Raw genomic sequence first — 15,784 nt, forward strand, 5'->3', positions numbered from 1 at the left:
TCAGTAAATCCGACATATCTTTTCTTCAGCTTTTCACTGTAAATTACATAAACGTAATACATAAGAAAAAAATCTTTATTTGCGGAGAGGGGGGGATTCGAACCCCCGTGGCGCGAAAATGCGCCAAACGGTTTTCGAGACCGCCGCATTCAACCACTCTGCCACCTCTCCAGAGGATATTAGTAAGTATTTCAAGACCACCGCATTTCCGCCAGAGGCGGACAGGCAACCACTCTGCCATTATTTCAAAGAATTTTATTTTGTTTTAATAATTTGTGTTAAGTAGAGATAAACAATTGGTAACATAATCAATTCTAATTAATAAGTATACAATTTTTTACTGCTAATATTCAATCAACCTTAATAGTCTTTCATCTTCACGAGAGTAACAAATTGGTGAATACTCATGTATTCAAAATTAAAAAACATATTGAATAAATTCTTGTAGAGAAAAATTTTATTTATCAAAAAAATTTTTTAGTAATTGTTGATTTTCTATATTTGCAATGAAATTTTTTTGTAATAAAGTTCTTTGTGATTTCAAAATTTAATTATGTTCTAATTGAATTGTCGTAAATAGAATTAATAAGAAATTGTAGTCATTAATTATTCGCCGTAATTTAGGCGGAAACTGGCACGACTAAAATTTTTAGTTCTTAAAAAATTGGAGAGATGCAGGAGTGGTTGAACTGGCACGCCTGGAGAGCGTGTATACCCCTAAAGGGTATCGTGGGTTCGAATCCCACTCTCTCCGCAAATTCATTTGTTTCCATACCAAAATTATATTGTCCTAAAACTAAATAAATTATGAGTAATTTAACCCAAGAAAATTTTTGTTATATAACTAATTTTTATTGGATTAAGTAAAAATTTTATATAATTTAGTAATCGATAAAGTTTACGATATAAAAAAGCTGTTTTTCATTATAAAAATAACTAAGAGGTTAAAATGACAGCTTCAGAAATCACATCGAATACCCCAACAAAATCCAAAATTGGAAAATATCGCTGGGTAATATTAGCACTTGTATTTTTTGCAACAACTGTTAATTACCTTGACCGTCAAGTTATTAGCTTACTGAAAGATGATTATCTTGAACCTCAATTTAACTGGACAGAAAGTGATTATGCACATATTGTAGTTGTGTTTCAACTTTGTTATGCACTTGGAATGTTGGTAGTTGGTTGGTTTATTGATAAAGTTGGCACTAAGATAGGATATGCTGTTTCTCTTACTGTTTGGAGTTTAGCTGCAATTGGACATGCATTTGCAAGAAGTACCGTTGGATTTATGGTAGCTCGTGGATTTTTAGGAATTAGTGAAGCTGGGAATTTCCCCGCTGCAATTAAAACTGTAGCTGAATGGTTCCCAAAAAAGGAAAGAGCATTGGCAACTGGAATATTTAATTCAGGAACAAATGTGGGCGCAATTTTAGCTCCTCTCTCAGTACCTTTTATTGCTGCTGCATGGGGCTGGCAGGAAGCTTTTATTATCACTGGTGCAATTGGATTAATTTGGTTATTGTTCTGGTTTGTTATGTACGAAATTCCATCTAAGCACAAAAAGTTAAGCAAAGAAGAATTTGAATACATTCATAGCGATAAAGATGAAACTTTAGAAAATGAGAATAAAGAAAAAGTAAGCTGGTTTAAATTACTTACATATCGTCAAACATGGGCTTTTGTAGTTGGTAAATTTATGACTGACCCAATCTGGTGGTTCTATTTATTCTGGTTACCTTCATTTCTTAATAAACAATATGGAATGACTAAAACAGATTATGCATTACCTATTGCAGTAGTTTACACAATGACAACTATTGGAAGTATTTTTGGCGGATGGCTTTCTGGATATTTTATAGGTAAGGGTTGGCCTGTTTATAAAGCAAGAAGAACTGCTATGCTTGTATTTGCATTATTAGTTATTCCTGTTGTATTTGCTCAAGCATTAGGAACTTACAGCTATTGGTTTGCAGTTTTAATTATTGGTCTTGCTGCATCTTCTCATCAGGCTTGGTCAGCAAATATCTTTACTACTACTTCAGATATGTTTCCTAAAAAAGCTGTAGCCTCTGTAACAGGCATTGGAGGTATGGCAGGTGCAATCGGAGGAATTTTACTTTCAACTTTAGCTGGTATTTTATTAGACCATTTCAAAGCTTTAGGAAATATAGAAACTGGTTATTATATAATGTTCATTATTTGTGGTACTGCTTATTTAGGTGCATGGGTTATATTTAATCTTTTAGCACCTCAAATGAAAAAAGTAGAATTATAAAATGAGGTTAAATATGCAAGATATTTTTATAACCGAAAATTTTTTGTTAACAAATAAAACTGCTCAAGTTCTTTATCATGAATATGCATCAAAGATGCCAATTATCGATTATCATTGTCATCTTCCTATCAATGAAATTGCAGAGAATAAAAAATTTGAAAATATAACTCATATCTGGCTTTACGGCGACCATTACAAATGGAGAGCAATGCGCACAAATGGCGTAGATGAAAAATTTATTACCGGCAATGCATCGGATAAAGAAAAATTTTTCAAATGGGCTGAAACAGTTCCTTATACAATTAAAAATCCTCTTTATCATTGGACTCACATGGAATTGAAAAAACCATTTGGCATTTCAGATAAATTATTGAATGCTGAGACTGCAGAAGAAATTTGGAATCGCTGCAACGAATTGCTTCAGCAGGATGATTTTTCTACTCAAGGAATTATTAAACAATGGAATGTTGAAGTAATTTGTACAACCGATGACCCCATTGATACTCTTGAATATCATAAGAAATTAAAAGAAAATCCTTTTGGAACAAAAGTGATTCCTGCATTTCGACCAGATAAAGCTATGGCTGTTGAAAATCTTGATGCTTTTTTAAATTATGTCAAAAAACTCGAAGAAGCATCAAACACTTCTATAAAAGATTTCCAGAGTTTTATTGAATCAATCAGAAAACGACATGACTATTTCCATGAAAATGGATGTCGTCTTTCCGACCACGGAATTGAAACAGCTTATGCAGAAGATTATACTTCAGAAGAAATAGAAAATATATTTCAAAAAATTTTATCTAAAAAAGATTTATCACAGAATGAAATTCTCAAATTCAAATCTGCAATGATGTATGAATTTGGTATAATGGATTATGAAAAAGGCTGGGTTCAGCAGCTGCATCTCGGTGCGTTAAGAAATAATAATTCAAGAATGTTCAGAACATTAGGACCTGATACTGGCTGGGATTCGATTGGCGATTTTGAAATTGCTCGTCCACTTGCAAAATTTCTTGATAGACTTGACAGTCAGAATAAATTAACCAAAACAATTATTTATAATCTCAATCCTGCAGATAATGAATTAATGGCAACAATGATTGGCAACTTTCAAGATGGAACTGTTCCCGGCAAATTACAATATGGAAGTGCTTGGTGGTTCTTAGATCAAAAAAGTGGAATTGAAAAACAAATCGATGCACTTTCAAATATGAGTTTGCTTAGCAGATTTATTGGAATGCTCACTGATTCAAGAAGTTTTCTTTCTTATTCTCGTCATGATTACTTCAGAAGAATTTTATGCAATATACTTGGTGAAGAAATTGAAAAAGGTTTAATACCTAATGACATTAAATTAATCGGCAGGATGGTTCAAGATATTTCATATAACAATGCAAGAAATTACTTTGATTTTTGGAATTAAAAAAAGGGTATAATAATGGAACTCGAAAAAATTATTGAAGAAGTTAACAATGGAAATATCGTAAATAATAATCTGGTTGATGTAGAAATTAATTCAATAAAAATCAGATTATATCCTTACTCTGTTAACAAATTAGATAATTCATATTTCTTTATTGGGAAAGAGAATTTTCAAAAATTTTTATTTATTGTTTATTCTGATGATAAACTTGCAAAGAATTTTGATGGTGAAATTATCGATGCAGGTAAAAATATTTTAATCAAAAAATGTAATCTTACTACAAATAATCGAATCGAACTTCAGAAATTATTTGATTATACTATTGCACAACCATTAGGATTATGCAATTCATTTGGATGCGGCGATAGATTGGGTCTTGCAAATGCAGGACATATTCGTGCATTAAGAAACAGCGGTTTCAAACCAATTCTTGCTCAACAATCAATCAGAGAATTAACACGCACACAAAGAACACCTCATGAAGTTATGGATGCTGCTGTTTGGGCTGTTTTTCAAGAAGGTTATAAAGATGGCTTTGGTTCGGATGCAGACCACCTAAAAACGTTTGATGATATTGATTTAATGCTCTCTGCAAATTTTACAATGTTTACTTTTGATCCAAGCGAACATGTTGATAATAATGCCGACCGTTACAATGAAAATGAATTGGTTGAAAAAGTAAAATCAATTAACTGGAATGAACTCAAAGATACTTACGAAGAAGCAGAGAAAAGATACGTAAATATAAAATTCGATATCTCAGATAAATTAACTCTTGAGGTTACGAAAGAAAATTTTCTTAGAGCTTATGCAAAATATGGCAAAGCAATAATTCACATCAAAAAAATGTATGATTACTTAAGTTCAAAAGCTCAAGAAGGTAAATTTGAAGTTGAAGTTTCGGTTGATGAAACCGAATCTGTAACAACTCCTTTCGAACACTTTTTCTTTGCAAATGAACTAAATCGTCTTGGAGTAAAATACATAAGTCTGGCTCCAAGATTTATTGGAGATTTCGAAAAAGGAATTGATTACAAAGGTGACTTAGATTTATTTAAGAAAGAATATGAAAAACATTTGGCAATAACTAAATATTTTGGAAAATATAAAATTAGTTTGCATTCAGGAAGTGATAAATTTTCTGCTTATCGTGTAATTGGTTCTTTGAAAGATGCTTACACACATGTTAAAACTGCAGGTACAAGTTATCTTGAAGCATTGAAAGTAGTTGCAGCAAAACAGCCGGATTTGTTCAGAGAAATTTTAGATTTCAGCAAAGGTCTTTATGAAACTGAAAAAAGAAGTTATCATGTATCTGCAGATATAAACCGTGTTAAATCTGGGAAAGAATATTCAGATTCAGAGTTAATTGATTTATTTAATTCAAATGATGTAAGACAAGTATTACATGTAACATTTGGCAAAGTATTAACAGAAAAAGATTCAACAGGAAAATATTTGTTCAAAGACAAAATTCTAAAATGCTTGATTGAAAATGAAGAAACTCATTATGAATTTATTGTAAATCATTTCAAAAAACATCTGGAGCCATTTAAATAATGAACAGACAAAATATCATTGATGAAATACTAAAAAGAAAAGCAGTAGCAGTTCTTAGAATTAAAGAACCGGAAAAATTAAAAAAAGTAATCGAAGCTCTTGCTGAAGGTGGGATTACTATTGCAGAAATTACAATGACTGTTCCAAATGCTATTCAATTAATTGAGAAAATGAATAATGAACTTGATAAGAATATTATCATTGGTGTTGGTTCAGTTCTGAATTCTCAAGTAGCAGAAGATGCAATCAAAGCAGGAGCTAAGTATGTTGTTAGTCCCATCTTCAAAAAAGAAATTATAGAAAAAGCTCATCAATATGATATTCCAGCAATGCCTGGATGTTTTTCACCAACGGAAATTCAAACAGCTTATGAATCTGGTGCAGATATAATAAAAGTATTTCCAGCTGATGTTCTTGGTATGGCTTTCTTCAAAGGTATTTTAGCTCCAATGCCTCATCTCAAATTAATGCCTACTGGAGGAGTTACATTAACAAATGCAGGTGATTGGTTGAAAGCTGGTGCTTGTGCTGTTGGTATTGGTTCTGCATTGTTGGATAAAGAGGCAATTCAAAATGAGCATTATGATAAACTCACTGAAAATGCAAAATTAGTCATGAAAAGTATCAACGATGCATTAATTAAATAAGGAGTAATGTTCATGAAATATTCAATGGATGATATAAAAAATAAAGTATGTGTTGTAACAGGTGGAAGCGGAATAATTGGAAAGGCGCTCTCGTTTGGATTAGCAGAAGCTGGTGCTAAAGTTGCTATAATTGGCACAAAAAAAGATAAATCTGAATCTGTTGCAAAAGAAATAAATGAAAAATTTCCTTCATCTACAATTGGACTTGCTGCTAATGTTCTTGATAAAGATGCTCTTATTACTGCAAAAAGTGAAATTAATGATAAACTTGGTCCTGTTGATGTACTCGTAAATTGTGCTGGTGGAAATAATCCAGCAGCTACAACACAAACAGAATTTATGACAGAACAAAATATTAATGATTTATCAAAAAGTTTTTTTGGTTTAGAACTTGATGGATTTCGTAGTGTCTTTGATTTGAATTTTATGGGAACTGTATTACCTACTATGATTTTTGCTAAAGATATGATTGGAAGAGGAGGTTCAATTGTTAATATTTCTTCAATGAGTTCATATAGACCAATTTCAAGAGTTGTAGCATATTCCGCTGCTAAAGCTGCTGTAAATAATTTAACAGAATGGCTTGCAGTTCATTTAGCAAAAGTAAATGTTCGAGTAAATGCAATTGCTCCTGGATTTTTCTTAACAGAACAAAATCGATTTTTATTAATCGATAAAGATACAAACCAGCTTACAGCACGAGGTAACAAAATTATTGCTAATACTCCAATGGGTCGATTTGGTGATCCTGAAGAAATTGTTGGAACTTTGCTCTACTTAATTTCTGATATATCAAAATTTGTTACCGGTGTTGTTATACCGGTTGATGGCGGCTTTAATGCTTTCTGTGGAGTATAAAATAGAACGTAGATGACACAGATTAAGCAGATTAACTCAGTGTAAAATGATAACATACTGAGTCTTAGTAATCAAAAATATTTTCACAAAATTTATAAATCTAAAAAGTTTTTTGATTTTGTGTTTAGTCAGGAAGTGAGACAAAGAGAAGGACTTAGCGACTTTACGTCTCGCGAGAAATTAATAGAAAAAACTTTGTACCTTAGCTACTTAGCGAAAAACGAAAGATAATTTCACGCAAAGCTGCAAAGAATCAAAGATGCAAAGAAATCCTTAGCGTCTTAGCGTCTTTGCGAGAAACAAATAAAAAACCTTAGCGTCTTTGCGAGAAACAAGAAAAATAAATCAAATAAAGAGATATTATAAAATAGACACATAGGAATTAAATTCGTAATAAAAATTTGCTCTCTGAATTTTTATGATTAATCATCTTTAACTAAACATTCAATTTTTTTGAGTTATATAATCATTAAAATGAGGATAATGTAAAAATGAATTATGGATTAACTATTAAAAAAGAAGCTGCATTAGATTTAGTTTCACTTGGCGCACTTGTTCACCGCCTTGATCCTGGAATTATTCCATTTAGAAAAGCAACTGAATGTAAAATTCATGTAAGCGGCGGTGAATATAATGTAGCTGCAAATCTCTCTGATTGTTTTAGACTAAATACTGGCATTGTTACTGCAATTGTAAAATATCCAATTGGCGATTTAATTGCTGAACGTGTTAGAGCAATGGGAGTAAAACTCATAGCAAAAGAATTTGAGCATAATGGTGTTAATGGTCCAAATATGGCTACAGTTTACAGCGATAGAGGTTTTGGTTCACGAGCTCCTGTAGTTTTTTATAACCGAAGTAATGAAGCAGCAGCACTATTAAAACCCGGGGATATTGACTGGAATTCCATTTTCACTCAGGGTGTGAAATGGTTTCACAGTGGTGGTATATTTGCTTCTTTATCAGAAACAACTGGTCAACTTATCATTGAAGGTATGAAAGCAGCAAAAGCTTCGGGTGCAGTTACAAGTTTTGATTTGAATTATAGAGCTAAATTATGGAACATCTGGGGTGGAGAAAAGAAAGCAGTTGAAGTGATAAATAAAATTGTTGAACATGTTGATGTCCTTGTTGGAAATGAAGAAGACTTACAAAAAGGTTTAGGAATACCTGGACCTGATGTAACAGCAAAATCTAAATTAGACCCCTCTGTTTTTATTGCTATGATTGATAGTGTTGTTAAAAAATTTCCTAATGTAAAAGTAGTTGCTACTACATTACGCGAAGTTCATTCTACAAATAGACACAGCTGGAGTGCAGTTGCATGGATTAATGGAAAAGTATATCAAGCTCCAACTGCAGAACTTGATGTTTATGATAGAGTGGGCGGTGGTGATGGTTTTGCTGCAGGATTTTTCTATGGCATTTTAACTAATGAAGAACCTCAAGAAGCTGTTAAACTTGGATGGGCTCATGGAGCTCTGCTTACTACTTATCCGGGTGATACTACAATGGCAACTCTTGACGAAGTTAAAGCTTTTGCAAAAGGTGGTTCGGCAAGAATTCAAAGATAAATTAATTTATGGCTAAATCTGATTTGTGAGGTCTTATGATTTTTTATGCAAATGGTTCTCCAGATAAAATTCTTAATGAAAATGATATTAAAGATGGACTTTACTCTGTATTCGATAAATTAGGTTCTAAGAAAAAAGTTCTTGCTATACCACCTGATTTTACTCGTTATCACTCTAAAGCAGGTGAAATAACTCGATATGTTCATGAATATTACAAAGATAATTTAACAGATATTTTACCTGCTCTTGGAACTCATGCACCAATGACTGATTATGAAATTGAAACAATGTTTGGTAATGTTCCTAAAAATTTATTTCGTGTTCATAGATGGCGGGAAGATTTAGTTACATTGGGCGAAGTTCCTTCAGATTTTGTTTTTCAAATTTCAGAAGGCAAAGTTAATTATTCCTGGCCCGCTCAAGTAAATAAATTACTTGTTGAAGGCAACTACGATTTAATTTTATCAATTGGTCAAGTTGTGCCTCATGAAGTAATTGGAATGGCAAATTATAATAAAAATATTTTTGTTGGAACAGGCGGAAAAGAAGGAATAAATAAAAGTCATTTTCTTGGAGCAGTATATGGAATGGAAAGAATAATGGGAAGAGCAGATAATCCAGTAAGAAGTGTTTTGAATTATGCATCAGATAATTTTGCTAAACACCTTCCAATTATTTATATACTTACAGTAATTGGAAAAGATGAAAATAATCAGTTAGTAATGCGTGGTTTATATATTGGTAATGATTTCGAGTGTTTTAAATTAGCTTCCGAACTTTCATTAAAAGTTAATTTTGAAATGCTCGAAGAACCATTAAAAAAAGTAGTTGTTTATCTCGACCCTCATGAATTTAAAAGTACATGGCTTGGCAACAAAAGTATTTACAGAACAAGAATGGCAATTGCAGATAATGGCGAGCTAATTGTTTTAGCTCCCGGATTAAAAGAATTTGGTGAAGATAAAGAAATTGATAGATTGATTAGAAAATATGGATACAAAACAACTCCAGAAATCCTAAAGTATGTTGAAGAAAATGATGAATTGAAAAATAATTTAAGTGCAGCTGCTCATTTGATTCATGGTTCTTCAGAAAATAGATTTACAATTACTTATTGTCCCGGAAATTTAACAAAGGAAGAAATTGAAAGCGTTAATTTCAAATATGCTGATTTGAATTACATGTTGAAAAAATACAATCCTGAAAAACTTCATGATGGATTTAATGAAGTTGATGGTGAAGAAATATTTTATATATCAAATCCAGCCCTTGGTTTATGGGCTTATAAAGGAAGATTTTTTAATTAAATTTATTAAAGGAGGATAAAAATGAGCAAAGCAGATATTGGATTGATTGGTCTTGCTGTAATGGGAGAAAATTTAGTATTAAATATGGAAAGTCATGGATTTACTGTAGCAGTTTATAATCGCACTGTAGAAAAAGTTGATAATTTCATTAATGGAAGAGGAAAAGGGAAAAATATAATCGGCACACATTCTCTTGAAGAATTAGTTGCAAGTTTGAAAAAGCCCCGCAAAGTAATGTTAATGGTAAAAGCAGGTAAACCTGTAGATGATTTTATTGAACTTTTAATTCCACTTTTAGAACCAGGCGATATTATTATTGATGGTGGAAACTCTCATTTTCCTGATACAATTAGAAGAACAAAATATGTAGAAGAAAAAGGTTTTCTTTACATTGGCACTGGAGTATCAGGCGGCGAAGAAGGTGCGCTTCGTGGTCCTTCGATTATGCCTGGCGGTTCACCAAAAGCTTGGGAACATGTCAAACCAATTTTTCAAGCAATTGCTGCTAAAGTTGCCGATGGAACACCATGTTGCGATTGGGTTGGTGAAAATGGTGCAGGTCATTTTGTTAAAATGGTTCATAATGGAATTGAATATGGTGATATGCAGTTAATTTGTGAAACTTATCAAATTATGAAAGACTTGCTTGGATTAAGTTATGATGAGATGCACAACATTTTCAAAGAATGGAATGAAGGTGAACTCGAAAGTTATTTAATTGAAATCACAAGAGATATTCTTGCATATAAAGATGAAGATGGTCAGCCGTTGGTTGAAAAAATTCTTGATGCTGCAGGACAAAAAGGAACTGGTAAATGGACTGTTATTGCTTCTCTTGATACTGGAATTCCTTTAACATTAATTGGCGAAGCTGTTTATGCACGAGCTCTTTCTGCATTAAAAGAAGAAAGAGTTGCTGCTTCAAAAGTAATTTCAGGTCCAAAACCAAAATTTGATGGTGATAAAAAACAATTCATCGATGATTTAAGAAAAGCTCTTTATGCATCAAAAATAATTTCTTATGCTCAAGGTTTTATGTTAATGAGAGAAGCTGCAAAAGAATATGGCTGGAATTTAAATTATGGCGGAATTGCATTAATGTGGCGCGGTGGTTGTATAATTCGCTCTGTTTTCTTAGGGAAAATCAAAGAAGCATTTGATAAAAATCCGGAACTGTCAAATCTATTGTTAGACCCATTCTTCAAAGAAAAAGTAGAATCTTCACAGGATTCATGGAGAAGAGTTGTTGCTACTGCTGTAAGTAATGGTATTTGGATTCCAGCTTTATCTACTGCTCTTAATTTCTTTGATGGCTATAGAAATGATAGATTGCCTGCAAATCTATTACAAGCTCAAAGAGATTATTTCGGTGCACATACTTATGAAAGAGTTGATAAACCAAGAGGTGAATTCTTCCATACAAATTGGACAGGTCGCGGTGGAACAACTTCTTCAACAACTTATAATGTTTGAGAATTGTGAGGTTCAGACTGAATTTTAAAATTATTAGATTTGCGTAATTAATCTACTAAAATCAGGAGTAATGAGAATGACTAATACAGAGTTGAAAAAGTTAGCAGCTAATACTATCAGAATTCTTGCTGCAGAAGGTGTTCAAAAAGCAAACTCAGGTCATCCTGGAATGCCAATGGGAATGGCTGATGTTGCAATGATTTTGTGGACTGAATTTCTTAAACATAATCCAGATGACCCTAAATGGTATAATCGCGACCGTTTTATTCTTTCTGCTGGACATGGTTCAATGTTGCTTTATACTTTACTTCATTTGAGTGGTTATGATGTTACCATCGACGATTTAAAATCATTTCGTCAATGGGGAAGCAGAACTGCTGGTCATCCTGAGTATGGATTACTTCCTGGTATCGAAACAACTACAGGTCCTCTTGGTCAAGGTTTTGGTAATGGTGTGGGAATGGCTATTGCAGCCAAAATGATTGCAGCAAGATTTAATGACGAAAACAATCAATTATTTGGTAATCATTTTATTTATGCAATTGTAAGTGACGGCGATTTAATGGAAGGAATTTCTCACGAAGCTGCTTCAATTGCAGGCCATTTAAAATTAGGAAATATAATTTATTTCTACGATGACAATCATATTACAATCGAAGGTAATACTGAATTAACATATTCTGAAGATGTTCAAAAAAGATTTGAAGCTTATGGATGGCAGGTATTGAAAGCAGATGCTTATAATCATGATGAAATTCGTAAAGCAATTATTGATGCTCAAAATGAAAAAGAAAAACCAACTATAATTATTACTCGTTCTCACATTGGTTATGGCAGTCCAAATAAAGTTGATACTGCAGAAGTTCATGGTGCTCCTCTTGGAGCTGATGAATTAATAGAAACAAAGAAAAATCTTAACTGGCCTCTCGATAAAGAATTTTATGTTCCAGAAGAAGTTAAAAATCTTTTTCAAGAACGAAAGAATGAACTGAAAAAATTATATGAAGATTGGAATAAAAAATTTGATGAATGGAGAAAAGCAAATCCAGAAAAAGCAGAATTGTTCGATAAGTATATTAACAACTGGCTACCAGAAAATCTTGAAGTAGAATTATTAAATGCAGCTCCAAAAGAACCTAATGCAACTCGCTCTCTTTCAAGCAAAGTAATTCAAAAAATTGCACAACTTGTTCCAAACTTTGTTGGTGGTTCTGCTGATTTAGCTCCATCAACAAACACATATATGAAAGATTTTGAAGCAATTGCACCAGGCAAATTTGCAGGCAAAAATTTTCATTTTGGAATTCGTGAACATGCAATGGGTGCAATCATCAACGGAATTGCACTTTATGGTGGATTTAGACCATTTGGTGCTACTTTCTTTGTTTTCTCGGATTATATGCGCCCAACTATTCGTCTTGCTGCAATAATGGAAATCCCTGTAATTTATGTTTTTACTCACGACTCAATTTTTGTTGGTGAAGATGGTCCAACTCATCAACCAGTTGAACATCTGTCGGTTTTAAGAGCTATTCCAAATGTTACAGTTATTCGTCCTGCAGATGGAATTGAAACTGCTATGGCTTGGACTTATGCATTAAGACATAAACATGGTCCTGTTGCTTTAATTCTTACACGACAAAAAATTGAAGCTTTTGAGAGAGATTCAGATTTTAATCCATCAGATATATTAAAAGGTGCTTACATAGTTTCAAAAGAAAATAAAAAACTTGACCTTGTAATTGCTGCAAGTGGTTCTGAAGTTCCAGTTGCAGTTGAAGCTAAAAAATTACTTGCAGATAATTATTCAATCAGAGTTGTTTCTATTCCATCAAGAGAAATATTTGAAAAACAAAGTGATGATTATAAAAAATCATTATTCCCTGATGATGTTCCAGTTGTTATTATAGAAGCTGCATCGATGACTGGTTGGGGAGATTTGTTCAGACAAAAACTTCTTAGAATTGGAATCGAAAGATTTGGTGCTTCTGCACCTTACAAAATTCTTGCAGAAAAATTTGGACTAACTGGCAAACAGGTTGCAGAGAAAATTAAAAGCTGGTTATAACTGTTATAGAACACAGATGAACGCAGATTTAACTGAGTAATATTTTTAACCACTAAGGGACACAAAGTGTAGCACTAAGTATTAAGCTTTGTGTCTCTTAGTGAATTCCTTTGTGGTTCTTTGTGGTTAAATATTTTACTCGCAAATTTAGCAGATGAAACAAATTAGGCAGATTAACGCAAAATAAAATCTTTGAAAACACGCAGCATTTGTATTCAAAATAATTTAATTAACTAAGAGGAAAAATTATGGAAGTAAGATACTCACCTGACCAGAATGGCTTCAAAAGAATGACTACTGAAGAACTTCGAAAATCTTTTCTCATAGAAAATCTTTTTATTGAAGATGAGATTCCAATGGTCTATTCTGATATAGACCGATCAATTACAGGAAGTGCAGTCCCCAAAAATCATTCATTAAAATTAACTGCTACAAAAAAAGAAATGGCAGCAGATTATTTTTGTGAACGCCGTGAGGTAGGTGTAATCAATATTGGGGCTAAGGGCAAAATAATTCTTGATGGAAAAGAATTTATAATGAATAACAAAGATGCGCTTTACATTGGAAGAGGAACAAAAGAAGTAGAATTTTTAAGTGATGATTCGAATAATCCTGCTCAATTTTATTTTGTAAGTTATCCAGCTCATAAAGAATATCCTTCGAAGCATATTACTTATAATGATGCAATTCATCGTCATCTTGGGTCAATCGAAACTTCAAATAAAAGAACAATTCATCAATACATTTTGCCAGAAATTTTGCCTACCTGTCAAATAGCAATGGGATTAACAGAACTTGAAGATGGAAGTGTTTGGAATACAATGCCTGCTCATACACATCAAAGAAGGTCAGAAGTTTATATGTATTTTAATCTTAAACCCGATGCTTTTGTTGTGCATTTGATTGGTGAACCAACTGAAACAAGACATTTAATAATTCGAGATAGACAAGCTGTGCTTTCGACAAGCTGGTCATTGCATTCAGGCTGCGGAACTCAGAGTTATTCATTCATATGGGCAATGGGTGGAGAAAATCAGGTATTCGATGATATGGATTGGATTCCAATGACAGATTTGAAATAAATTAAAAAATCAAAAAGGAGATAAATTATGATATTAGATTTATTCAGACTTGATGGAAAAGTTGCAATTGTAACTGGTTCAAATCAGGGAATCGGTCAAAAATATGCTCAAGCACTTGCAGAAGCTGGTGCAGATATAATTGGTGTTTCCTATGTTGATGATTTTGCAGAGACAGAAAAGTTAGTTACTGCAGCTGGAAGAAAATTCAAATATTATGTAGCAGATTTTTCTAAAAGAGAATCAACTTATGAATTTATTAATCAGGTGAAAAAAGATTTTCCTCGAATTGATATTTTGGTAAATAATGCTGGAACAATAATGCGCAAACCAATTGCCGAACACCCTGATGATTGGTGGGATCGAGTTATTGAAATTAATTTAACTGCTCAATTTATTTTGACAAGAGAATTTGGAAAAGATATGGTTGCTCGTGGTTATGGAAAAATTGTTTTTGTTGCATCATTACTTTCATTTCAGGGTGGAATATTGGTTCCTGGTTATGCTGCATCGAAAGGCGGAGTAAAACAATTAACAATGGCTTTTGCAAATGAATGGGCATCTAAAGGTGTAACAGTTAATGCAATTGCTCCAGGTTACATTGCAACAGAAAATACAAGACCATTAAGAGAAGACCCTGTTAGAAATAAAGCAATACTTGATAGAATTCCAGCTGGCAGATGGGGAACACCAGAAGATTTAATGGGAGCAATGGTTTTTCTATGTTCTGATGCATCAAATTATGTTAATGGTGCTGTTCTTGTAGTTGATGGCGGCTGGATGGGAAGATAATTTTTTTAAGATTTCATTTTAGCGTTTAAGTAAAGCATAAAATAGAATAAGTGTTAAAGAAAAATTTAAAAGCTGAAGTAAGTGTAACTTGAAGAAAAAATTTCAAAAATTCTTAACGCTTATTTATGCTCTTGTACACTTTCGTAGTTTGTTGCTAAGAAAAAAATTGTCATTCTGAGCGAAGCGAAGAATCTTTTTTGAAATAATGAAATAGTTTTTAGATTATTCGTCGTCCACTAAAGGTGGACTCCTCAGAATGACTGAAAGAGAAGAAAACACAGTAATTATGATTGAAGCGAAGAATCGATTTTTCCGGCTGTCATTCTGAGTCCGCCAAAGGCGGACGAAGAATCTAACTGAAATAATGAAATAGCTTTTTAGATTCTTCGTCGTCCACCAAAGGTGGACTCCTCAGAATGACTGAAAGAAAAGAAACACAGTCATTATGATTGAAGCGAAGAATTGATTTTTCCGGCTGTCATTCTGAGTCCGCCAAAGGCGGACGAAGAATCTAACTGAAATAATGAAGTAGTTTTTAGATTCTTCGTCGTCCACCAAAGGCAGACTCCTCAGAATGACTGAAAGAAAAGAAACACAGTAATTATGATTGAAGCGAAGAATTGATTTTTCCGGCTGTCATTCTGAGTTCGCCAAAGGCGGACGAAGAATCTCACTGAAATAATGAAGTAGTTTTTAGATTCTTCGTCGTTCACCAAATGCAG

General features: G+C 32.9%; 11 protein-coding genes and 2 tRNA genes. 12 read left to right on the forward strand and 1 reads right to left on the reverse strand.

Annotation, left to right across the window (positions count from 1 at the left end; translation table 11 throughout):
* Positions 1-82 precede the first annotated feature (82 nt).
* Positions 83-171: transfer RNA gene (locus AC27L2_RS13015), tRNA-Ser, on the reverse strand.
* A gap of 495 nt (positions 172-666) precedes the next feature.
* Between AC27L2_RS13015 and AC27L2_RS13020 the strand changes: the two genes are divergently transcribed.
* From AC27L2_RS13020 to AC27L2_RS13075, 12 genes are all read left to right on the forward strand, one after another.
* A tRNA-Ser gene (locus AC27L2_RS13020) sits at positions 667-754 on the forward strand.
* 195 nt (positions 755-949) lie between these two features.
* Positions 950-2,278, forward strand: coding sequence for an MFS transporter (locus AC27L2_RS13025; RefSeq protein ID WP_487212199.1), 1,329 nt, complete (start codon positions 950-952; stop codon positions 2,276-2,278).
* Between the two features lie 13 nt (positions 2,279-2,291).
* Positions 2,292-3,704, forward strand: coding sequence for a glucuronate isomerase (gene uxaC, locus AC27L2_RS13030; RefSeq protein ID WP_487212200.1), 1,413 nt, complete (start codon positions 2,292-2,294; stop codon positions 3,702-3,704).
* Positions 3,705-3,719: 15 nt separating this feature from the next.
* Positions 3,720-5,264, forward strand: coding sequence for a tagaturonate epimerase family protein (locus AC27L2_RS13035; RefSeq protein ID WP_487212201.1), 1,545 nt, complete (start codon positions 3,720-3,722; stop codon positions 5,262-5,264).
* Entirely contained in the window at positions 5,264-5,911 is a 648-nt protein-coding gene (locus AC27L2_RS13040) for a bifunctional 4-hydroxy-2-oxoglutarate aldolase/2-dehydro-3-deoxy-phosphogluconate aldolase (protein ID WP_487212202.1), read from the forward strand. Before AC27L2_RS13035 ends, AC27L2_RS13040 begins: the two co-directional genes overlap by 1 nt.
* Before the next feature lie 12 nt (positions 5,912-5,923).
* On the forward strand, positions 5,924-6,769 hold the full coding sequence (locus AC27L2_RS13045) for an SDR family oxidoreductase (protein ID WP_487212203.1): 846 nt from the start codon (positions 5,924-5,926) through the stop codon (positions 6,767-6,769).
* 491 nt (positions 6,770-7,260) lie between these two features.
* Positions 7,261-8,343, forward strand: coding sequence for a PfkB family carbohydrate kinase (locus tag AC27L2_RS13050; RefSeq protein WP_487212204.1), 1,083 nt, complete (start codon positions 7,261-7,263; stop codon positions 8,341-8,343).
* 35 nt (positions 8,344-8,378) lie between these two features.
* On the forward strand, positions 8,379-9,650 hold the full coding sequence (locus AC27L2_RS13055; protein WP_487212205.1) for a nickel-dependent putative hexonate epimerase: 1,272 nt from the start codon (positions 8,379-8,381) through the stop codon (positions 9,648-9,650).
* A 21-nt stretch (positions 9,651-9,671) separates the two neighbouring features.
* Positions 9,672-11,123 carry a decarboxylating NADP(+)-dependent phosphogluconate dehydrogenase gene (gene gnd, locus AC27L2_RS13060; RefSeq protein ID WP_487212206.1) on the forward strand — a complete coding sequence of 484 codons (1,452 nt, stop codon included), beginning with the start codon at positions 9,672-9,674 and terminating at the stop codon, positions 11,121-11,123.
* 76 nt (positions 11,124-11,199) lie between these two features.
* The gene (gene tkt / locus AC27L2_RS13065; protein WP_487212207.1) at positions 11,200-13,191 is read left to right on the forward strand and encodes a transketolase; all 1,992 of its coding nucleotides are present in this window, start codon (positions 11,200-11,202) and stop codon (positions 13,189-13,191) included.
* Between the two features lie 248 nt (positions 13,192-13,439).
* On the forward strand, positions 13,440-14,273 hold the full coding sequence (gene kduI / locus AC27L2_RS13070; RefSeq protein ID WP_487212208.1) for a 5-dehydro-4-deoxy-D-glucuronate isomerase: 834 nt from the start codon (positions 13,440-13,442) through the stop codon (positions 14,271-14,273).
* A gap of 27 nt (positions 14,274-14,300) precedes the next feature.
* Entirely contained in the window at positions 14,301-15,062 is a 762-nt protein-coding gene (locus AC27L2_RS13075; protein ID WP_353676089.1) for an SDR family oxidoreductase, read from the forward strand.
* Positions 15,063-15,784 lie beyond the last annotated feature (722 nt).

This window comes from Rosettibacter sp. KY25 (genome assembly GCF_057554405.1).